The organism is Arthrobacter sp. DNA4 (assembly GCF_024362385.1).
Taxonomy (GTDB): domain Bacteria; phylum Actinomycetota; class Actinomycetes; order Actinomycetales; family Micrococcaceae; genus Arthrobacter.
The window spans coordinates 1-20,698 of the sequence record NZ_CP101466.1 but is presented as its reverse complement, the minus strand read 5'-3'; the positions used below and the strand labels follow the sequence as shown (position 1 = coordinate 20,698).

At 63.7% G+C, this 20,698-nt stretch carries 18 protein-coding genes, 2 tRNA genes and 2 pseudogenes; 4 read left to right on the top strand and 18 right to left on the bottom strand.

Going from position 1 to position 20,698, the window contains the following annotated elements:
- Window positions 1-7: 7 nt before the first annotated feature.
- The 3 genes and pseudogenes from NMQ03_RS00110 to NMQ03_RS00100 all read right to left on the bottom strand — a co-directional run bounded on the left by NMQ03_RS00110 (window position 8) and on the right by NMQ03_RS00100 (window position 1,611).
- Window positions 8-649: an aminodeoxychorismate/anthranilate synthase component II gene (locus tag NMQ03_RS00110; RefSeq protein WP_255173846.1), complete on the bottom strand. Its 642-nt coding sequence runs from the start codon at window positions 647-649 to the stop codon at window positions 8-10.
- Window positions 646-816 (bottom strand): hypothetical protein, encoded by a 171-nt coding sequence (locus NMQ03_RS00105; RefSeq protein ID WP_201302364.1) that lies wholly within the window; start codon window positions 814-816, stop codon window positions 646-648. The genes NMQ03_RS00110 and NMQ03_RS00105 overlap by 4 nt, the downstream gene beginning before the upstream one ends.
- A gap of 2 nt (window positions 817-818) precedes the next feature.
- Window positions 819-1,611 (bottom strand): annotated as a pseudogene (locus NMQ03_RS00100) (class E sortase).
- 173 nt (window positions 1,612-1,784) lie between these two features.
- Between NMQ03_RS00100 and NMQ03_RS00095 the strand changes: the two are divergent.
- Together NMQ03_RS00095 and NMQ03_RS00090 are read left to right on the top strand one after the other, a co-directional pair.
- Window positions 1,785-2,036, top strand: a complete 252-nt coding sequence (locus tag NMQ03_RS00095) for a cell division protein CrgA (protein ID WP_141158788.1) — start codon at window positions 1,785-1,787, stop codon at window positions 2,034-2,036.
- A gap of 34 nt (window positions 2,037-2,070) precedes the next feature.
- Entirely contained in the window at window positions 2,071-2,682 is a 612-nt protein-coding gene (locus NMQ03_RS00090; RefSeq protein ID WP_255175694.1) for a DNA-3-methyladenine glycosylase I, read from the top strand.
- 215 nt (window positions 2,683-2,897) lie between these two features.
- On the opposite strand, the gene NMQ03_RS00085 is transcribed toward NMQ03_RS00090, so the two are convergent.
- From NMQ03_RS00085 to NMQ03_RS00075, 3 genes are all read right to left on the bottom strand, one after another.
- The gene (locus NMQ03_RS00085) at window positions 2,898-3,365 is read right to left on the bottom strand and encodes a carboxymuconolactone decarboxylase family protein (protein ID WP_255173845.1); all 468 of its coding nucleotides are present in this window, start codon (window positions 3,363-3,365) and stop codon (window positions 2,898-2,900) included.
- Between the two features lie 542 nt (window positions 3,366-3,907).
- Window positions 3,908-4,786 (bottom strand): rhomboid family intramembrane serine protease, encoded by an 879-nt coding sequence (locus tag NMQ03_RS00080; RefSeq protein ID WP_255173844.1) that lies wholly within the window; start codon window positions 4,784-4,786, stop codon window positions 3,908-3,910.
- 9 nt (window positions 4,787-4,795) lie between these two features.
- On the bottom strand, window positions 4,796-5,341 hold the full coding sequence (locus tag NMQ03_RS00075) for a peptidylprolyl isomerase (RefSeq protein ID WP_255173843.1): 546 nt from the start codon (window positions 5,339-5,341) through the stop codon (window positions 4,796-4,798).
- Between the two features lie 154 nt (window positions 5,342-5,495).
- On the opposite strand from NMQ03_RS00075, the gene NMQ03_RS00070 reads away from it, so the two are divergent.
- On the top strand, window positions 5,496-6,437 hold the full coding sequence (locus NMQ03_RS00070) for a hypothetical protein (protein ID WP_255173842.1): 942 nt from the start codon (window positions 5,496-5,498) through the stop codon (window positions 6,435-6,437).
- Window positions 6,438-6,593: 156 nt separating this feature from the next.
- Window positions 6,594-7,469 (top strand): glycosyltransferase family 2 protein, encoded by an 876-nt coding sequence (locus tag NMQ03_RS00065; protein ID WP_159629370.1) that lies wholly within the window; start codon window positions 6,594-6,596, stop codon window positions 7,467-7,469.
- A 3-nt stretch (window positions 7,470-7,472) separates the two neighbouring features.
- Here NMQ03_RS00065 and NMQ03_RS00060 read toward each other — a convergent pair whose 3' ends face one another.
- The 12 genes and pseudogenes from NMQ03_RS00060 to dnaA form a co-directional block, all read right to left on the bottom strand.
- Window positions 7,473-8,447: a DMT family transporter gene (locus NMQ03_RS00060; RefSeq protein WP_255173841.1), complete on the bottom strand. Its 975-nt coding sequence runs from the start codon at window positions 8,445-8,447 to the stop codon at window positions 7,473-7,475.
- Window positions 8,448-8,530: 83 nt separating this feature from the next.
- Window positions 8,531-8,606: transfer RNA gene (locus NMQ03_RS00055), tRNA-Ala, on the bottom strand.
- 72 nt (window positions 8,607-8,678) lie between these two features.
- Window positions 8,679-8,795, bottom strand: a complete 117-nt coding sequence (locus NMQ03_RS00050; protein ID WP_210411329.1) for a DLW-39 family protein — start codon at window positions 8,793-8,795, stop codon at window positions 8,679-8,681.
- A 71-nt stretch (window positions 8,796-8,866) separates the two neighbouring features.
- Window positions 8,867-8,940, bottom strand: a tRNA-Ile gene (locus NMQ03_RS00045).
- A 97-nt stretch (window positions 8,941-9,037) separates the two neighbouring features.
- A pseudogene (locus NMQ03_RS00040) lies at window positions 9,038-9,687 on the bottom strand (DUF3566 domain-containing protein).
- Window positions 9,680-12,358 (bottom strand): DNA gyrase subunit A, encoded by a 2,679-nt coding sequence (gyrA, locus tag NMQ03_RS00035; RefSeq protein ID WP_255173840.1) that lies wholly within the window; start codon window positions 12,356-12,358, stop codon window positions 9,680-9,682. Before gyrA ends, NMQ03_RS00040 begins: the two are co-directional and overlap by 8 nt.
- 55 nt (window positions 12,359-12,413) lie before the next feature.
- On the bottom strand, window positions 12,414-14,501 hold the full coding sequence (gene gyrB, locus NMQ03_RS00030; RefSeq protein ID WP_303694134.1) for a DNA topoisomerase (ATP-hydrolyzing) subunit B: 2,088 nt from the start codon (window positions 14,499-14,501) through the stop codon (window positions 12,414-12,416).
- 378 nt (window positions 14,502-14,879) lie between these two features.
- Window positions 14,880-15,434, bottom strand: a complete 555-nt coding sequence (locus NMQ03_RS00025; RefSeq protein WP_255173839.1) for a DUF721 domain-containing protein — start codon at window positions 15,432-15,434, stop codon at window positions 14,880-14,882.
- Window positions 15,424-16,629 carry a DNA replication/repair protein RecF gene (recF, locus tag NMQ03_RS00020; RefSeq protein WP_255173838.1) on the bottom strand — a complete coding sequence of 402 codons (1,206 nt, stop codon included), beginning with the start codon at window positions 16,627-16,629 and terminating at the stop codon, window positions 15,424-15,426. The genes NMQ03_RS00025 and recF overlap by 11 nt, the downstream gene beginning before the upstream one ends.
- A gap of 45 nt (window positions 16,630-16,674) precedes the next feature.
- The gene (gene gnd, locus NMQ03_RS00015) at window positions 16,675-17,559 is read right to left on the bottom strand and encodes a phosphogluconate dehydrogenase (NAD(+)-dependent, decarboxylating) (protein WP_255173837.1); all 885 of its coding nucleotides are present in this window, start codon (window positions 17,557-17,559) and stop codon (window positions 16,675-16,677) included.
- 54 nt (window positions 17,560-17,613) lie between these two features.
- The gene (dnaN, locus tag NMQ03_RS00010; protein ID WP_214945168.1) at window positions 17,614-18,738 is read right to left on the bottom strand and encodes a DNA polymerase III subunit beta; all 1,125 of its coding nucleotides are present in this window, start codon (window positions 18,736-18,738) and stop codon (window positions 17,614-17,616) included.
- Window positions 18,739-19,276: 538 nt separating this feature from the next.
- Complete coding sequence (gene dnaA, locus NMQ03_RS00005) at window positions 19,277-20,698, bottom strand: chromosomal replication initiator protein DnaA (protein WP_255173836.1); 1,422 nt, start codon at window positions 20,696-20,698, stop codon at window positions 19,277-19,279.

Sequence of the window (20,698 nt, the reverse complement as noted above, 5' to 3'; positions counted from 1 at the left end):
GGCCCTGCTAGTGCTGGATCAGCGGGCTCAGCTTCGCAGCCCGCGCGGCCGCGCCCTTCATGCCCAGCGACTCCAGCCAGTTGCCGAGCATCTGGTACCCGCCTTCGGTGAGGACCGATTCAGGATGGAACTGCACCCCGCACAACGGTGCAGTCCGGTGCTGCAGCCCCATGACCACGCCGGACGCGGTCTGCGCCGTCACTTCCAAAACATCGGGAATGGACTCCCGGACCGCCGCCAGCGAGTGGTAGCGGGTGGCAGTGACGGGGGAGGGGAGCCCGGCGAACACGCTGGTGCCGATGTGCTCCACCTGGGACGTCTTGCCGTGCATGAGTTCGGGGGCGTGGGTCACCTTGCCGCCGAAGGCCTCTGCCAGGGCCTGATGGCCCAGGCACACGCCGAACATGGGAACGCTGTTCTCACCGCACCACTTGATCAGCTCGATGCAGACGCCCGCCTCCGCAGGATTTCCGGGACCGGGGGAAATGAGGACGCCGTCCCGGGTACTGGCAAGCTCGATGGCCTCGGCCAGGGTGACGTCATCGTTGCGGACCACCGTGGTCTCGGCACCGAGTTCCTGGAGGTAGCCCACCAGGGTGTAGACGAAGCTGTCGTAGTTATCCACTACAAGGATCTTGGTTGTGGTCATGGCTGGTCTGCGGAACCAATCGTTGAGTCGGTGAATTGGGTGAAGTGGGACATCCAGGGGAAAAGAAACTGGACCATCAGGACCAGGGCAACGAAGATCAGCGCCAGCGAGATGATGATCCTGAGCCAGAGCGGCCCGGGAAGGTGGCGGAAAATCCAGGCGTACACGGTCAGCTCCTTCCGGTGGCTGCTGCAACCTGCGCCGCGATCTCGGCCGCGGCCCTGCCGCTGCTACCGCCAACTGTCCAGCAGGGCGTAGGCGATGATGCGTTCTTCCGCGCCGAAACGGGGGTTGCAGCTGGTCATGGTGAGGTAGCTTTCGGTGGGCGCGACGCCCGGCTGGGTGGGGACAGGTTCCAGGACGTCAGTGCGGGAGGGCATCACGATCTGGTTGTTCCGGAAGACGTAGACGTAGTAACCGTCCTTGGTTTGCACGTAGATCTTGTCGCCGGGCACCAGCGTGTGGATGTTGTCCAGCACCGCCCCGTGCGTCTGCCGGTGCCCTGCGACGGCAAAGTTACCCACCGCGCCGGGCATTGCCGTATTGCTGTAGTGCCCCAGGCCGAGCGTGTCCAGGACATCCTGGCTGGTCCCCTGAACGATGGGACGCGTGTAGGTGGGGCCGAACCGGGGGATGTACATGATGCCGATGGTGCCGGCGTGGCCGGGAGCGGTCCCCACCATGGGTTTTCCAAAATCCTCGCCGCCGGCAGGTGGCGCCGCGGGGGCTGAGGCTGTCGGCGCGGGAGCGGCACTGCCCAGGTCCTGGGCGAATTCCTTGATGACCTGGCTCTGCTTGGCATCGGATTCCACGTTGGTCCACCACAGCTGCCACGCCACAAAGAGCAGGAGGATGACGCCGGCAGTAATCAGCAGCTCGCCCAGCACAGAGATGGTGCCACTGAGGAGGGCACGACGGCGCGCGGGCGCAGTGGCGGGCTCCGCCTTCTCCTGCAATACCACGCGTTCCCCTCCGGGCATTCACCCTGGGCACCGGGTGCCCATCAACTGCGGCTAGAATTGGCTGCTAGTAAGAATCCAGATTTGACCAAGATCGCGCAGACCGCTGGCAAGTTCCTTCTTGCAGGATACCAAGCCCGGACCGCCGAGCTTGCCCAGCCCGCCAAGGAGAGCCAGTGCCAGAGTCAAAGCCTCGCAGGAAGACCGCCAGCACCGCCCAGCCGGCATCCCCGCAGGCGTACAAGCCCAACCCCGTGTGGTTCAAGCCGGTCATGTTCGGTCTCATGATCATCGGGCTCTTCTGGATCATCACCTTCTACATCAGCGAGGGACGCTTCCCGGTCCAGGCCTGGCAGTCATGGAACATCGTGGCAGGCTTCGGCATCGCCATCGTCGGGTTCCTGATGACCACCCGCTGGCGCTCCTAGCGCCTGCCGCGGAACTGTTCCAAGGAGGACCACACTGGCTCCCGATTCCAGCGGCGTGATCGTTGGCGAGGATGGCCTGGCCCGTCCTGCCTGGGCCGCCACGGATCCGCTCATGCGCGACTACTACGACCAGGAATGGGGACTGCCCGTCACTGACGAGCAGGGCATGTACGAGCGCATCTGCCTGGAGGGCTTTCAGGCCGGTCTTTCCTGGGCCACCATCCTGCGCAAGCGCCCTGCCTTCCGTGCCGCCTTTGCCGGGTTCGACCCCGAGCAGGTGGCCCTGTTCAGCGGCGCGGACGTGGAACGGCTGATGCAGGATCCGGGAATCATCAGGAACCGGCTCAAAATCCTTGCCGCAGTCAAAAATGCACAGGCCACCCTGGAACTTCGCAACGATGGCGGACTGGTCGACTTTGTTTGGAGCTTCCGCCCGTCAGCCACCCCGGAGCCCGCGGTGGCTGCCGATATCCCCACGCAGTCGCCGGAATCGGTGGCCCTGTCCAAGGCGCTCCGGAAACGCGGCTTCTCCTTCGTAGGCCCCACCACCATGTTCGCCCTGATGGAGGCCGTGGGAATCGTGGACACCCATCTGCTGGACAGCCACCGTCGCGGCTCCTCCGGAATCTGGTCCATGCAGGCCTAAAGACCCTACCGCCGCCCGTTATCCCCAACTGTTGGGAAGGTTATCCACAGTGTGGACAACCTTCCCCTGGTTTCTGCAGAAGGCGCCAGCATGCCCGTGAAGCGCCCCTTCCGCCAAAACGTGCCCGCAAGATGTGGTTATTAACAGTGTGGAATACCTGTGGATAAGTCCAGGAGCCTAAAGGGTGCGCATCCGCGGAGGGACGGCCATTGAGGCTACGGGCGGTTCCGCCGGACGGGGTGGTGGCTGGTGATGGACACCCTGTTGAACGCGTTCATGGTCACTGCAACCCAGCTCACCGCTGAAAACTCATCAGCCGACAGGCGCTCCCGCGCATACGCCTCTGCATGCTCCCGGGCCTCCTCATCCCCGAGTTCGGTGATGCTTTCCACCAGGGCCAGCGCCGCCCGCTCCTGGTCCGTGAACAGGGCAGTCTCACGCCATGCAGGCAACACCGCCAGCCGCTGCGCGCTTTCTCCCGCCTCGCCGGCCTTCCGCACGTGGAGGTCCAGGCAATAGGCGCAGCCGTTGATCTGGGAGATCCGCACGTTGAGCAGTTCCAGCAGGCCCCTCGCGATCCCAGCGTCTTCTGCGGCTTCCTGCACCTTGAGGCCCAGGCCACTTATCGCCCTCCACAGGTCCGGATGCTGTTTATCCAGGTACAGGTGCTCGGTGGCGGTCACAGATGTCCTTGTCAGTTGAACGGCTTGGCAGGCAACCATCATAGGCAGGCCTCCACGTCCCGGCCCCTGGTGTTATCCACTTACCAACAATGCGATACCCACAAGTTATCCACAGCTGTGGGAAACCGCGTGGAAATCCGCGCCCCTGGCCGGGCCCGCCCCTACTGCCGCGGGACGCAGGGCAATCCGAACCACAGCATTGTGACTTATTAACAGTGTGGATACCGGTGTCGATAACCTGCCGCAAAGGACGGCAGAGCGGTCCTGCGGGCGTTCCATGGACCAGCTTTTCCACAGAAGCGCCCACAAAGTACGGCTTATCCACTTACGCACAGCAATATCCCCACAGGTTATCCACAACTGTGGAGAAGCGCCCGGCAGTTGGATCGATATCAGCTGCCAGGGGCCGGTATGGGCCAAATCAGCATCTGAACTACAGCTATGTAAGTTACCAACACTGTGGAAAAGCACTGTGGAAAACACGAATGCCCCCGTCACCATTGGTGACGGGGGCATTCCGGTTGATTGTGGACCAGCGGCGCCTAAAGCGTCACGCGCACCCAGCTCGCGGCCACAAGCAGCGCAAAAACGGCGGCCAGTCCCAGCGCCTGGAGCAGGCCCTGACGGCGTCCCCGGGGTGTATAGGCAAGGACCGCGGCGCAGAGGCCGCCCGTGATGAGGCCGCCCAGGTGGGCCTGCCAGGCGATGTGCGGAATCAGGAAGCCGATGACGCCGTTGATGGCGATCAGAACCCACAACTGCCGCGTGTCGCCGCCGCGCTGCCGTTGGACCAGCAGCATGGCGCCGAAGAGGCCGAAGATGGCACCGGAGGCGCCCACCAGCCCCACCAGGCCCTGCCCTGGCACCAGCACGGGGTTCATCAGCAGGTAGCCCACTGAACCACCAAAGGCAGAAATGAGGTACAGCGCCAGGAAGCGGACCCGGCCGAGGATGGGCTCCAGGGCCTGGCCGAAAATCCACAGCGTGTACATGTTCAGGAGGATGTGCAGCAGCGAATCCGGGGAATGGAGGAAGGCAGACGTCACCATCCGCCACGGCTCGAACGCGCCGTACTGAGGGGCGGCGAAGATGTTGTTGTAGGCGAACTGTTTGTATACCCAGTCCCCGGGAATCAGCATCTGCAGCGCGTAGACGACAACGCAGGCTGCAATGATGCCGTACGTCACCAAAGGTTTGCCGGTAGCAACAGCACCGCCGTAGACGCTCCGTACTTCCGGCGTCGTACGTTTTGTTTCGTTGACGCAGTCAACGCACTGGAATCCGACGGCGGCCGCCCGCTGGCAGTCCGGGCAGGCGGGGCGCCCGCAGCGCTGGCAGCGCACATAGGACGGCCGGTCCGGGTGCCGGGGGCAAACCGGGACCTGGGCGGACGGCTCAGCCGACGGAATTCCGTAACTCATGGTGGGGCGTTACAGCTGTTCGATGTCGATGCTGTTGATGGTGACGTCCTCGACCGGGCGGTCACCCATGCCGGTGCGGACACCCTCGATGGCGTCTACGACCTTCTTGGATTCCTCGTCAGCCACTTCACCGAAGATGGTGTGCTTGCCCTGAAGCCAGTCCGTGGGAATGGTGGTGATGAAGAACTGTGAACCGTTGGTGCCCTTGCCCATCTGGATGCCGGCGTTGGCCATGGCCAGCTTGTAGGGCTGGTTGAAGCTCAGTTCAGGGTGGATCTCGTCGTCAAAGCGGTAGCCGGGGCCACCGGTTCCACGGCCCAGGGGATCGCCGGCCTGGATCATGAAGTCCTTGATGATGCGGTGGAAGATCGTTCCGTTGTAAAGCGGCGTGCCGGTCTTGTCCTCACCGGTTTCCGGGTGGGTCCACGCCTGCTCGCCAGTGGCAAGGCCAACGAAGTTCTTGACCGTCTTGGGCGCGTGGTTGCCGAAGAGGTTAACCACGATGTCGCCGAGGCTGGTGTGGATGGTTGCTTTTGCAGTTGCGATGGCAGTCATAGGTTGATTCTCCCATGCCGGTCCTGGGCAGCCACGGCGGTTGGGGCAGTTCCGCGCTGGGTGAAATCACCCTAAAATCCGCAGAGTGAATAGCCCGTGGTGATCTGGGCACGTAGGCTAGCGACAGAACCGTCACATTAATCGGGAGGTAGTTGTGAAGAAATCGGATCGTATTGCCCGTGACCTTGAGCAGTCGGTCACCAGTGCGGTGGAAAACGCCAAGGATTGGGCGGCCCCCCGGGTGGAAGCTGCCGTGGATTGGGCTGTTCCCCGGCTGCAGCAGGGCCTGGACAGCGCATCTCCCAAGATCCAGGAAGGACTGAAGACGGCGGCCCACAGCCTGGCCGACGGCGTGGCCACTGTGACTCCGCGGATCCAGGACGGACTGGCCCACCTGGCCCCGAAGATCAATGACGTGGTTGAAGGCGCATCGCCCAGGCTGCACGAAGCCCTGGACAAGGCCACCCCGGTGGTCCTGAATGCCCGTGACCGGGTAGTGGTGGAGTACCTGCCCAAGCTCTCGGACCAGATTGGCGTGGCGTCCGGCGCCGTTCACCGCACCCTGGAAAACACCCCTGCACGGGTTGACGCAGTCGCGCAGAAGCTCGGGGACGTGGGAATCATCCACGCCCTCCAGGAGCAGGCCCAGGCCACCGGCACGCAGCTGAAGGCAGCCGCGGCAGGAGCAAGCCGCGCCGTCGATGTGCAGCTTGCCCAGCCGGAGAAGCCCAAGAAGCGTGGCTGGCTGATCTTCGGCGTGGTGGCCGCTGCCGTTGCCGCGGGCGTTGCCGCATGGAAGGCATCCAAGCCCGTGGAAGACCCGTGGAAGACCCCCTCGCCGGTCACGCCGACTCCTGCGCCGGTTCCGGCCACCACCGTCAGCGATGTCAAGGAAACCACTGCTGACGCCGCTGACAAGGGTGCTTCCGCGGCTGCTTCCGGTGCCGGTGCCGTGGCCGACAAGTCCGCCGACGCAGCGGACGCGGTCAAGGAAAAGTCCGCAGAAGCTGCCGACAAGGCCAAGCACGTTGCCGACGACACCGAAGGCGGCGCCAAGACGGTTGCCGATGAAGACAAGGGCAGCAGCCAGGCCTAGTTCTCAAGCTGTTGCAAGGGGCTCCGTTTTGCGACGGGGCCCCTTTTGCATGCCTGGACAGGCCCTGGAAACCGGCTGTCCCAGACTCCCGGACCGCGGTTCATCCGGACCGCGGTGACCGTGGCAGGACGTTTCCCGGATGCTAGATTTGAAGTGATGTCAGCCAATCGATCCTCTGGGGATGCCGTGAACGACGCAGCCGTACAGCTCCGCGTGTCAATCGTCATCCCGGCGTACAACGAGGAGAGCGTGATCAGGCAGTGCCTGATAGCTGCGATTTACCAGTCCGTTCCCGCCCACGAGATCATCGTGGTGGACAACCTTTCGAAGGACCGGACCGCTGACATTGTGCGCCAGATGCAGCTCGAGTATCCGGAAAGCCCCATCATCCTCCTGAGCCAGGACCGGGAACAGGGACTCATCCCCACCAGGAACTTCGGTCTGGACAGTGCCACCGGGGATATCCTGGGGCGGATTGACGCTGACTCCATCGTGGAACCCGACTGGGTTGAACAGGTGCAGAAGGCCTTCGCTGACCAGTCGGTCCAGGCCGCCACCGGCCCTGTGGTCTATTACGACATGCCGATGCGCCGGTTCGGACTCAAGGCGGACGACAAAATGCGCCAGCTCATGCTGAAGCTGGCCAAGCACCAGTACCATTTCCTGTTCGGCTCCAACATGGCCCTGCGGGCCACCGCCTGGGAGACCATCCGTTCCGAGACCTGCCGGGACGAGAAGGACGAGATGCACGAGGACATCGACCTGTCCCTGCACCTGGCCGACCATGAACTGCCGGTGCGCTACTGGCCGCAAATGGTGTCCGGGATGTCTGCGCGCCGCCTGGAGGATTCACCGCGGGACTACCGCTACTACGTCACCCGCTTTGACCGGACCTACAAAGCCCACAACGTCAGGAAGATGGCGCTCAAGGCCCCCATGGTGGTCTTCTTCTCGGTGTACTTTCCGGCCAAGCTCCTCAGGGCCATCCACACGGTCAACACTGCACAGCCGGTCCGCCGCGGCGGACAGTAGCGCTCAGTCAGTTCCCAGCCCGGCCAGGCGGTCCGACGGCGGTTCCTCCGTGGGTGCCGTTCCACGGCTGCCGCGCCTGCCGCTCCCCTGGCCCCTGCTGCTCCTGTGACTTCTGCTGTTCCTTTGACCGAGGACCACGACGGCGAGTCCCGCCAGGATCAGGCCGAGCCCGGCATAGGTGCCTGCGGGCAGGGTCTCATGCAGGAACACGGCTGCCAAAAGCGCTGCCCCCGGGATTTCCAGGAGGATGATCATGGAGACGATGAGCGGGCTCATGGTGGCCAGCAGGTGGTTGAAGGCGGTGTGGCCAACCAATTGTGCGCAGACGGTGATTGCTGCGATGCCCAGCCACCCGGACGGCTCAAACCCCGTCAGGGGCTGGCCCGCGAACAGGGCAAGGACGGCAACGAGGGCGGCGCACATTCCGTAGCAGAGCGTGGTGTAGGTTCCTGTGGTCATACTTTGCCGCGCCTTGCCACCCGCGAGCGTGTAAAGGCCGGCAAGGGCGCCCCCGGCCATCGCCAGCAGGTCTCCCGTGAGGGCCTGCGGGGAAGAGCCCATATCGAAGCCGGTGATCGCCACAACCCCGCCAAAGGCGATTCCCAGCCCCGCCAGGACCTGCCAGCGATGGCGGATGCCGCGGAAGAGCTGGAAGACGGCAATCCAGGCTGACTGCAGGCAGACCAGCGCGGTGGCAGCTGCAACGGATGTCAGCTGAAGGGATGTGATGAAGCAGGCGAAGTGCAGCGCAAGCGCGATGGCAGCCAGCATCGACCAGCGGAACTCGCGGCGGCTGATCCTGCGGAACTGGCCGGGCTCCCGGACCAGGGTGGGGGAGGCCATGACGGCGGCGCCGATGGCGTTGCGCCAGAAGGCGATGGCAAGGGCGCTGACACTCGTGGCGCCGAGCGTGGCCGCGATCAAGGGCCCGGATGATGCAACGCCCAGGACCCCCAGGGCAGCGAAGAAGAAGTTCAATGCAGCCCCCTTGGTGCTGGTTCCTTGCGCAGATGGAAAGCAAAAAGTCCCGACCGGCGTTTCCGCTGACCGGGACTTCCCTATGGTGGAGGCACGGGGACTCGAACCCCGAACCCCCTGCTTGCAAAGCAGGTGCGCTACCAATTGCGCCATGCCCCCATAAGAAGCAACCCGTCCATCATACCCTAGAACCAGGAAGCCCTTGACAGGCTCCCGGAGCAGGTGTCCGGCCTAGTCCACCGTATCGGTTGACTTGCTCCAGACTGTCTTCCGTGCTTCGGATTCCTGTGCTTTCCGGTAGACCAGGAAGCCTGCGATTGCCGCTGCCAGTACAAGCAACTTTTTCACATGCTCCCCGTTCCGATCCGGTACCGGATGAATCCGGACCAAACCTCCGTTTGAAACCTGCACAGGTTCCGTGGGCGTACCAGGACTTGAACCTGGGACCTCTTCGTTATCAGCGAAGCGCTCTAACCGCCTGAGCTATACGCCCTCAAACCCTCATCGGGCCGAGACATGACTTTACAGCACACCCCGGCCCGATCTCAAATCGGGCCTTTTCGCCGGTGCGGGCCCGGCGAAAATGGTTCCTAATCGTCGGTGAGGGTCACGCCAATGCCGCCCACCAGGGTGGCAGAGATGTTGTAGAGGACAGCCGAAAGCATGGACAGTGCTGTCAGCAGGACAACGTTAACCACGGCGATGATGGTGGCGAACGAGGCAACCTGGCCCAGCGAAGCCACCTTCTTCAGTTCGAAGCCGCCGCTTTCCGAGCCGGCGAGCGTGCCGAGCAGGCTGTCCACCTGGTCGAAGATCCCGGTGAGGTCCAGGACCGTCCACAGGACAATGGCGGCCACCACAGTCACGATCCCCAGTGCCACGGACAGCAGGAATGCCATCTTCAGGACGGACCACGGGTCCACCTTGCTGATAAGGAGCCGGGCCCGCCGGACCTTTGCCTTCGGCGCCGGCTTCACCAGGCCAGGGGTTCCCTGGCTGGAGGCGCCCTGCGCAGGACGCTGTCCGGGCTGGCCCTGGAAGGGGCGCTGGCCGGGCTGCACGGGGCGGTCGCCCTGCTGCGGCCGCTGGCCAGGGACGGCAGGGCGCTGGCCCGGAGCGAGCGCGGCGCCGCGGGGCGCTGCTGCGGACGAACGGGGGCGTTCACGCGGGGTGCCGCTGAAGGCCGGTTCCCGTCGGGAACAGTACTGTTCGGCTTGGGAAATGAGTCGGAATTACTCACTCGTTACCTCCGTGTTGTCTTCGTTCGGCTCAGCGTCGCCCGAGGCGTCCTCTGACTCAACGGCCGGTGATTCTTCTGCCATTGCTGGCGCGGCGGATTCCCCAGCGGTCCCGCCATCTTCAGCCAACGTTACGTCATCCCCGGCGGATTCCTCGTCCTCAAGACCGCGTTCGCTGTTACGTGCCACCTCGATAATCCGGTCATTCTTGTCCGGTTTGGCAAAGATGACGCCCATGGTGTCGCGGCCCTTGGCAGGAACCCCGGTAACGGAGGAACGGACAACCTTGCCGCCTTCCATGACCACCAGGACTTCATCTTCTTCCTGGACGATCAGCGCACCTACCAGGTGGCCGCGTTCTTCCTGGTATTTGCCGACCTTGATACCCAGTCCGCCACGGCCCTGCAGACGGTATTCCTCCACTGCCGTGCGCTTGGCGTACCCGCCTTCGGTCACGATGAACACGAACGAACCGTCGGTGACCACGTCGGCGGCCAGCAGTTCGTCGTCCTCGCGGAACTTCATGCCGGTAACGCCGGATGTGGCACGTCCCATGGGGCGCAGTGCGTCATCGGTGGCGGTGAAGCGGATGGACTGGCCCTTGCGGGAAACCAGGAAGAGGTCGTCGGTTTCCGAGACCAGCTGGGCGGAGACCAGTTCATCGCCGTCGCGCAGGTTGATCGCGATCACGCCGGCGGAACGGTTGGTGTCGTAATCCTCCAGCCTGGTCTTCTTCACCAGGCCCCTCTTGGTGGCCAGCACCAGGTACGGCGCCTGCTGGTAGTCCTTCAGGTCCAGGACCTGGGCAATATGTTCATCCGGCTGGAACGCCAAGAGGTTGGCCACGTGCTGGCCCTTGGCGTCCCGGCCCGCTTCCATCAGTTCGTACGCCTTGGCACGGTAGACGCGGCCCAGGTTGGTAAAGAACAGCAACCAGTGGTGGGTGGTGGTGACAAAGAAGTGTTCCACCACGTCGTCACCACGAAGCTGGGCACCCTTGATGCCCTTTCCGCCGCGCTGCTGCGACCGGTAGTTGTCGCTGCGGGTGCGCTTGACGTAGCCGCCGCGGGTGATGGTGACCACCATCTCCTCTTCGGGGATCAGGTCCTCCATGGACATGTCACCGTCGTAGCCCATGAGGATCTTGGTCCGCCGGTCGTCGCCGTGCTTGTCCACGATTTCGCCCAGCTCGACGCTGATGATCTCGCGCTGTCGCTGCTCGGAACCCAGGATCGCGTTGTACTCCTCGATCAGGGCCTCAAGTTCGGCATGCCGGTCCTGGATCTTCTGGCGTTCCAGTGCGGCCAGGCGGCGCAGCTGCATGTCCAGGATGGCCCGGGCCTGCAGCTCATCGATGTCCAGCAGTTCCATCAGCCCGTCGCGGGCGGCTTCGGTGGTGTTGGAAGCGCGGATGAGGGCGATGACCTCGTCGAGCATATCCAGTGCCTTCAGGAGGGCCCGGAGGATATGGGCTTCCTCCTCCGCTTTGCGCAGGCGGTACCGGGTGCGGCGCGCAATGACGTCCATCTGGTGCGTCACCCAGTGGCGGATAAACGCATCGAGGCTCAGGGTCCGCGGAACACCGTCAACGATGGCCAGCATGTTGGCGGAGAAGTTGCTCTGCAGTTCGGTGTGCTTGTAGAGGTTGTTCAGCACCACCTTGGGAACTGCGTCACGCTTCAGCACAATGACCAGGCGCTGGCCGGTGCGTCCGGAGGTCTCATCGCGGAGGTCGGCGATGCCGGAGATTTTGCCGTCCTTGACCAGTTCGGCAATCTTGATGGCCAGGTTGTCCGGGTTGGCCTGGTACGGAAGTTCGGTGACCACCAGGCACGTGCGGCCCTGCAGTTCCTCTACTGCGACCACTGCGCGCATGGTGACCGATCCGCGGCCGGTCCGGTAGGCGTCCTCAATGCCCTTGTGGCCAAGGATGGTGGCTCCGGTGGGGAAATCCGGGCCCTTGACCCGCACCAGCAATTCCTCGAGGAGTTCCTCGCGCGTGGCACCGGGGTTGGCCAGGTACCATTGCACGCCGTCAGCCACTTCGCGGAGGTTGTGCGGCGGGATGTTGGTGGCCATGCCAACAGCGATACCGGAGGAACCGTTCACCAGCAGGTTGGGGAACCGTGCCGGCAGGATGGTGGGTTCCTGGTTCTTGCCGTCGTAGTTGTCCTGGAAATCAACGGTTTCCTCGTCGATGTCCCGGACCATTTCCATGGCCAGGGGCGCCATCTTGGTTTCGGTATACCGCGGTGCGGCGGCGCCGTCGTTGCCCGGCGAGCCGAAGTTGCCCTGCCCGAGCGCCAACGGGTAGCGCATGGTCCAGTCCTGGATGAGGCGTACCAGGGCGTCGTAGATCGCGGTGTCGCCATGGGGGTGGTACTGGCCCATGACCTCGCCGACCACGCGGGCGCACTTGTTGAAGGACCGGTCGGGGCGGTAACCGCCGTCGAACATCGCGTAGAGCACGCGGCGGTGCACCGGCTTGAGGCCGTCGCGAACGTCCGGGAGGGCACGCCCCACGATGACGGCCATGGCGTAGTCCAGGTAGGACCGCTGCATTTCCGTCTGCAGGTCCACCTGTTCCACACGGTCGATCAGCACGTCGCCTTCAAGAACGGTGTCCGGAGTTCCGGCCTCAGGGGCGGAATTCTCGGGGGTTTCGTCGCTCATTAGATATTTTCCGTTTCAGGTATATGTCTGGTTCCGAATACGTTGGAGCGGATCCTTAGATGTCCAGGAACCGGACGTCCTTGGCGTTCTGCTGGATGAAGTTGCGGCGGGATTCGACGTCTTCGCCCATGAGGACGGAGAAGATCTGGTCGGCAGCCAGGGCATCGTCCATGGTCACCTGCAGCAGGGTGCGGTGGTCGGGGTCCATGGTGGTGTCCCAGAGCTCGGTGTAGTCCATCTCGCCAAGGCCCTTGTAGCGCTGGATGCCGTTGTCCTTGGGGATGCGGCGGCCGGCGGCCTGGCCGGACACAAGCTTGGCATCGCGTTCGCGGTCGCTGTACACATAATCGTGCGGTGCGTTGGACCACTTGATCCGGTACAGCGGCGGCTGGGCCAGGTATACGTAGCCGTTCTCGATGAGGGGCCGCATGTAACGGAACAGCAGTGTCATCAACAGCGTGGTGATGTGCTGGCCGTCCACGTCGGCATCTGCCATCAGCACGATCTTGTGGTACCGCAGCTTGGCCAGGTCAAAGTCCTCGCCGATGCCGGTACCGAAGGCAGTGATCATGGACTGCACTTCCGCGTTGCCCAGGGCCTTGTCCAGGCGTGCGCGCTCCACGTTCAGGATCTTGCCGCGGAGGGGAAGGATGGCCTGGGTCTCGGGGTTGCGGCCGCGCTTGGCGGAGCCGCCGGCCGAGTCACCCTCCACGATGTAGACCTCGCATTTCTCCGGGTCCTTGGAGGAGCAGTCCGAAAGCTTGCCAGGCATGCCAAAGGATTCCAGCGGGCTCTTGCGACGGGCGTTGTCGCGGGCCTTCCGTGCCGCCATCCGGGCCTGCGCGGCAGAGATCGCCTTGCGGATCACGTCGCGGGCGGGACCGGGGTTGCGCTCCAGCCAGTCGCCCAGGCCGTCTGTGACCACGCGCTGGACGAAGCCCTTCACCTCGGAGTTGCCCAGCTTGGTCTTGGTCTGGCCCTCGAACTGGGGTTCGGCCAGCTTGACCGAGATGACGGCGGTGAGGCCCTCGCGGATGTCGTCGCCCGTGAGGTTGTCGTCCTTCTCCTTGATAATGCCTTTTTCGCGGGCATACCGGTTGATGAGGGAGGTCATGGCGGCGCGGAAGCCTTCTTCGTGCGTGCCGCCCTCGTGGGTGTTGATGGTGTTGGCGTAGGTGTGGACGCTTTCCGAGTAGGCGCTGGTCCACTGCATTGCCATTTCCAAGGCAATGCGGCGCTCCGTGTCCTCGGTTTCGAAGGCGATGACGTCCTCGTGGACCACCTCCACCTTCTTGCCCGAGTTCAGGTGCCTGACGTAGTCCAGCAGGCCTTCGTTGTACTGGTACACCACGGTGCGGTGTTCGGCGCTGACCTCACCCTCGGTGCTGAGGTCGTCGAGGTCCAGGTCACCGTCGGCGTCGTCGCTGGCTGCAGCACGCTCATCCGTCAGGGTGATGCGCAGTCCCTTGTTCAGGAAGGCCATCTGCTGGAAGCGGGCGCGCAGCGTTTCGAAATCGAATTCGGTGGTTTCGAAAATCGCCGGGTCCGGGTAGAAGGTCTGGGTGGTGCCGGTGGCGTCTGTCTCTTCGCCCTTGACCAGACTGCCCTGCGGCTTGCCGCCGTCAGCGAAGGACATCCGCCACACGTGCCCCTGGCGGCGCACTTCGGTATCCACGCGGCTGGACAGTGCGTTGACCACCGAGATGCCCACGCCGTGCAGGCCACCGGAAACGGCGTATCCGCCGCCGCCGAACTTGCCGCCCGCGTGCAGGATGGTCATGACCACCTCGACGGTGGGTTTGTGTTCCGTGGGGTGCATATCCACCGGAATGCCGCGGCCGTCATCGACCACTTTTACGCCGCCATCGGCCTGCAGGACGATCTCGATATGGCTGCAGTAACCGGCCAGCGCCTCATCCACAGAGTTGTCCACCACTTCGTAGACCAGGTGGTGCAGGCCACGGGGCCCGGTGGAGCCGATGTACATGCCCGGACGCTTGCGGACAGCTTCAAGGCCCTCCAGCACGGTGATGTCACTGGCGCCGTACTCCCTTGGGGTGGCTGGCGCGGGTGGAGTATCAGGGGTGCGGCCATCCTCGACTGCTGTATCTGCTGCCAGAATATCTGTATTGTCGTTAGCCACAGGCGCTGCGACTCCTCTGTTCTCGATGATGACCGGCCGGTGGCTTTTCCCAGGGAAAAGCCACCCGCCAACAGGCACAAACTCATGGCGCCGGTGACCTGCTGACGGTTGGTGGTCCGCGCTCCGCGCGCGGAGAGCGCGCGCAGAACGGACTGAAGTCAACGTTTCATCCGCGCCCAGTTATCTGCACCAATTCTACCGTGAACCAGGACATATCCCCGCATTCCGGAGCCTTCAGCGCCGGTGAATATGGCTGTGCGAGGCTCTTGGCCGCGCCTAGGGCGGCCCAGCGGTACGGCCTCCGGGTGCCTATACACGCCGCGGTGCTTACAGCGCCCTACACGCCGTTGCGCGCAGTTTCAAGAGCCGCCGTCCTGACTATCCGTACGTGTCCCGCGGACCACGGCCGTTGACACTGCGTCCGCCCTTGCGCCAGCTTGGTGCGGAGGGTCCCAGCACCTGGATGCTGGTGACCACCCCGTCGCCCAGTTCGCGGCGGAATTTGTCGAGCAGGCTGCTGCTCAAAAGACGAAGTTGGGTGGCCCAGGCAGTGGAATCGCACCGCACGTGCAGGGTGGTGTCGGTGAAGCTTTCCGGCGTGCAGTGGGCAGAGATTTCCGGCCCCACCAGCGTGGGCCACTCGGCCATGACCGATCCGACAGCCACAGGTGAAGTCCAGCCCCGCTCGGCCACCAGCCGTCCGACCACCTTCCCCAGGCCCAATGGGTCCCGGCCGGTGGCGTGGAACTGGCTGAAGCCACGGGTGTCCCGAATACTGCCTTTAGCCTTTGGGGAACCGGGCCGTGCAACTTTCCGGCGGACTTCGCCCCGCGCGGCCGCCGCTTCGCGCATCCGGTTCAGCGCCGCCTGCGGCGCATCGATGTCGTCAGGCTCGCGGCCGGGCTGGAGCCCGCCGCCCTGGTCACTGCTCATCGATACCTCCCGGGATGACCTTCACCCGCCGCCCGGACAGTTCCTCCGGAATATCGGCGTCGACGGCGGCGGTCACCAGGACCTGTTCCGCGCCGGAGACTATTGCCGCCAGTTTACGCCGCCGCTGGACGTCCAGTTCGGCAAAGACGTCGTCAAGGATGAGGATGGGGGCAGAACCTCCGGTCCGGGCATCGTCCAGCATCACGTAGTACGAGGCCAGCCGGAGGGACAGGCACATGGACCAGGTCTCACCATGGGACGCATATCCTTTGGCGGGCGCCTGCCCGAGCATGAGTTCCAGTTCGTCTCGGTGCGGTCCAACCAGGGATATGCCCCGTTCCAGTTCCTTCTTGCGGGATTCCGCGAACGCCTGGACGTAGCGTTCGGTGAGCTGTTCCACGGAGAGAAGGCGAAGATCATCCTGGCCGTCTGAAGCACCTCCTGTTGCGGAGCGCTGCGCGCTTCCCGCCGGGACGCCGTCGTCGTCCATCTGGCTTTGGAGCGTCGACCGGTAGGTGGCATCCGCCGGCTTGGAGGCGTCCGTGAGTTGGGCGTAGGCGCGGGCAAGATGCGGGCGGAGCCGTTCGACCAGTTCCAGCCGCGCGTGCAGCAACTCCGCTCCCGCCCGGGCCATGTGCTGGTCCCACACGTCCAGGGTGGATTCGTGTGCGGCGGTAAACCTGCCCGCGCGCGCCGATTTGAGCAGGGCGTTGCGTTGTTTCAGGACCCGGTCATAGTCGCTGCGGGTGGCAGCATGGTGCGGGATAAGGCTTGCCAGCAGCTCGTCCAGGAAGCGGCGGCGGTTCGATGGATCCCCCTTGACCAGTGCCAGGTCCTCCGGGGCAAACAGGACCGTCTGGCAGATGCCGAGTATGTCGCGGGCCCGGACGGGGTTGCTGCGGTTGATGCGTCCCCGGTTGGCGCGGCCGGCGTTGATTTCCAGCTCAAGGACCGTGGTCTGCGTGCCGCGGACCAGCCGCGCGCGGACCAGTGCGCGTTCCGTCCCGAACCTGAGCAGGGGCGCGTCCGAGCTGACCCGGTGGGAACTGAGCGTGGCCAGGTACCCGATGGCCTCCATCAGGTTGGTCTTGCCGATGCCGTTGTAACCCACCAGGACGGTGACGCCCGGTCCCAGGGTGAGGTCAACCTGGGCATAACTGCGGAAGTCGGTCAGGGAAAGGTGTTCCAGATACACGCGGTTTTCGGCAATTCTGGGAACTCTGCTGGTTCCCGGTGGGTACTACTTGGCGGGACGGGTTGCGTGGCCGCCGAACTGGTGGCGCAGCGCGGAAACCATCTTCATGGCGGGCGAGGTGTCCTCCCGGGATGCGAACCGGGCGAACAGCGCGGCGGTGATGGCCGGGGCGGGGACCGCGTTGGCGATGGCTTCCTCCACGGTCCACCGGCCTTCGCCGGAATCCTCCACGTAGTCGTCAATGGTGGCCAAACCGGGATCTTCGTCAAGGGCCTTGACCATGAGGTCTAGGAGCCATGAACGGACTACCGTTCCCTTCTGCCATGCCCTGAACGTGCCGGGAAGGTCGGTGACGATGTCCTTGGCGGCGAGCAGTTCGTAGCCTTCGGCGTAGGCCTGCATCAGGCCGTATTCGATTCCGTTGTGGACCATCTTGGCGTAGTGACCGGCCCCGATGCCGCCGACGTGGACAAAACTGTTCGCCCTTTCACCTTCCGGCCGCAGCGCATCGAAGACGGGCAGGGCACGTTCGATATCCGCGGCGTCGCCGCCGGCCATGAGCCCGTAGCCGTTCTGCAGGCCCCAGACTCCGCCGGACACGCCGCAGTCCGCGAAGCGGATTCCCTTGGCGGCGAGGAGTTCGCCGTGCTTCTGATCCTCGGTGAACCGGGAGTTGCCGCCGTCGATGACGAGGTCGCCGGTTTCCAGCTTCTCGCTGAGCTCAGTGATGACGGCGTCCGTGATGGGGCCCGAGGGCACCATCACCCAGATGATCCTGGGCGCCGGAACGGCAGCGATCAGGTCATCAACGCTGGCGGCATCCGTGACGTCAGGGTTCCGGTCGTAGCCGGTGACTTCCAGGCCTCCCTTGCGCAGGCGCTCACGCATGTTGAATCCCATTTTGCCGAGGCCGATCAGTCCAATGTGCATGGTGGAACTCTTTTCTGCGCTAGTGGGAGGAACCGGGTTGGCGGTGGGTGGGGCCTAGTTGGGGAGTCGGACCGGCATCACCAGGTAGCGGTAGTCATCCTGGTCTTCGCCGTCTGCGTCCGCCTGGGCCGTGATCATGGCGGGCTTCGGAGCGGTGGTGAATGAGAACCGGACGAACTTAGTCTCGATGACGCTGAGTCCCTCGATCAGGTAGTGCGGGTTGAAGGCGACCGTGATGTCATCACCGGACAGCTGGGCTTCGAGTTCTTCCGATGCCTGGGCATCCTCACCGGTGCCGGCATCGAGGTTCAGCAGGCCTGCCGTGAAGGCCAGCCGGACCGGAGTGTTGCGCTCTGCCACGAGCGATACACGGCGGACAGCTTCAACCAGCTCCTGGGTCTGCACTGTGGCGTGGATGGGTGTGGACTCGGGGAACAGAGAACGGATCTTCGGATAATCCCCGTCCACCAGCAGTGATGTGGTGGTGCGCCCGCCGCTTTCGAAGCCGATAAGCCGGCTGTCGTCGTCGGACAGGGCGAGGTTGATGTCGCCGCTGTTACCAAGCGTTTTGGCTACCTCGTTGAGGGTTTTGGCCTTGACCAGGGCGCTGGTGGAGATGCCGGGCGTGACCGGCTTCCACGGAACTTCGCGCATGGCGAGCCGGTAACGGTCGGTGGCCAGCAGGGTGATCAGATCGTCCTCGATCTCCATCCGCACACCGGTGAGGATGGGGAGGGTGTCGTCCTTGCTTGCCGCGATGATGACCTGTGAGACGGCCTGCGCAAAGGCATCGCCGGGGACGGTTCCGCTGATGGCCGGCAGAGAAGGCAGGGGCGGGTATTCGGCTTCCGGCATGGTGGCGAGATGGAAGCTGCTTCGACGGCAGGTGAGCGTGACCTTGTTGCCGTCGGTTTCCACGTCCACGGGAGCAGAAGGCAGGCTCCGGCAGATGTCGGCGAGCAGCCGGCCGGATACCAGGATGGTGCCCTCGTCCCTGATGTCGGCCGTGATTTCGAGCCGTGCCGAGGTCTCGTAGTCAAAGCTCGAAAGGCTGACGGTTCCCGCTTCAGCCTTCAAAAGCAGGCCGGAGAGGACAGGTACGGGCGGCCGCGGAGACAACGACCGGGCTGTCCAGGTGACGGCTTCTGCCAGGACGTCCCGATCGACTCTGAACTTCACGGAAGGGTGCCGCCTTTCATTGCTGCTGCCATGTAAAACCCGGGAATTTCGCAGGAAACTCCGGAAGAAGTTGGGCGCACCCCGGCTGGTGCATGGTCCGCGAAGACGGAAACCACACGAAAACCCAGGGATGGGAGCGCTGCTGACAGCTTAGCCGGAAGATCGGGGATTAACCCATCCCCCGGGGTCCGGTCCAGCCCGCCGGGGGCCCGCAGGCCCCCTCTGCCGGATGTGCGGATCGTTCTTGTTGTTTGAGGGATTTCAATTTTTTGGGATTAGTAGTGTTAATAACTGCTGTGGAAACTGTGGATAACCCAGTTCTGCCGCGCGGTTCCGCGCTTAAGCCCTGTTCACCGGCTGTGCGTTAAGTGGGTTTTAAACAGGGTGTGGATGGGGACAACGCAAAGGGCCATTTTTAACGATCCACAGACGGCTTAAGGGTTTTAAGCCCATTAACCGCGCTTGTCCCCTTAAGTATCCACAGGCTTATCCACATGCCCCTGTTAATAAGGTATAGAGTGCCGGGCGCAGTGTGGATTCAGGAGTCGCGCTGTTGCTGCTTGATCCGGTTGGTCAACTCGGTCACCTGGTTGTAGATCACACGGCGCTCCGCCATCAGCTCGCGGATCTTCCGGTCGGCATGGATGACGGTGGTGTGGTCGCGGCCGCCGAGTTCCTGGCCGATCTTGGGAAGTGACATGTCCGTCAGCTCCCGGCAGAGGTACATGGCGATCTGCCGTGCAGTTACCAGCGTCCGGGTCCGGGATTTGCTGCACAGTTCTTCCATGCTGAGTTTGAAGTAGTCAGCGGTCTGCTGGAGGATCTGGGCGGACGTGATCTCCTGGGCGCCGTCGTCGGTAATCAGGTCCTTCAGGACCATCTCGGCAAGGGCCACGTCCACCGGCTGGCGGTTCAGGCTGGCGAACGCCGTTACCCTGATCAGTGCGCCTTCAAGCTCGCGGATGTTGCTGGAGATTTTGGACGCGATGTACTCGAGGGCGTCGTCCGGCGCCGACAGGCCCTCGCTGAGCGCCTTCTTGCGGAGGATGGCGATTCGGGTCTCGAGTTCCGGCGGCTGGATGTCCGTCAGCAGGCCCCACTCGAAGCGTGACTTCATGCGGTCCTCGAAGCCGGCCAGCAGCTTGGGCGGCTGGTCCGAGGTGATGACCACCTGCTTGTTGTTGTTGTGCAGGGCATTGAACGTGTGGAAGAACTCCTCCAGCGTCCGGTCCTTGCTTACCAGGAACTGGATGTCATCGATCAGCAGGACATCCACATTGCGGTAGGTCGTCTTGAAGCTCGTGCCCTCGTCATCGCGGATGGAGTTGATGAAGTCGTTGGTGAACTCTTCGGAATTTACGTAGCGGACGCGGATCCCGCTGTACAGCCTCCGGGCGTAGTGGCCGATGGCGTGCAGGAGGTGGGTCTTGCCCAGGCCGGAGTCACCATAGATGAAGAGTGGGTTGTAGGCCTTGGCCGGCGCTTCGGCAACAGCAACGGCGGCGGCGTGGGCGAAACGGTTCGAGGAACCAATCACGAAGGTGTCAAAGACGTACTTGGGGTTCAGACGGCCGAATTCGTGCGAGGTGCTGGGCAGCATGGGCTGCGGTTTCTGCTCGACGACCTGGTCCGGTGCGAAAGCCGGCTCGACGGTGGCTTCGGGTTCCTCGTGGATGGGGACCAGATCGGTGTCCACGTCGATGGCGCAGCGGATGTCTTCGGAGAAGACATTGTGAAGTGCATCGTCAAGGGCTTCCTTGACCTGGGTCTGGAGCACCTCGCGGGTGAGTTCGTTGGGTACGGCAACCAAAAGCGTGGAACCAATGAGACCCTGCGCCTGGGCAAGGATGACAAAGCCACGCTGGCGGGGTGATACGCGGTGGTCCTGTTCCAGCAGGCTGACAACCCGGCGCCAGGAACTTCCGACAGTATTGGCGTGGTTGGCTTCGTCTACTGTCAT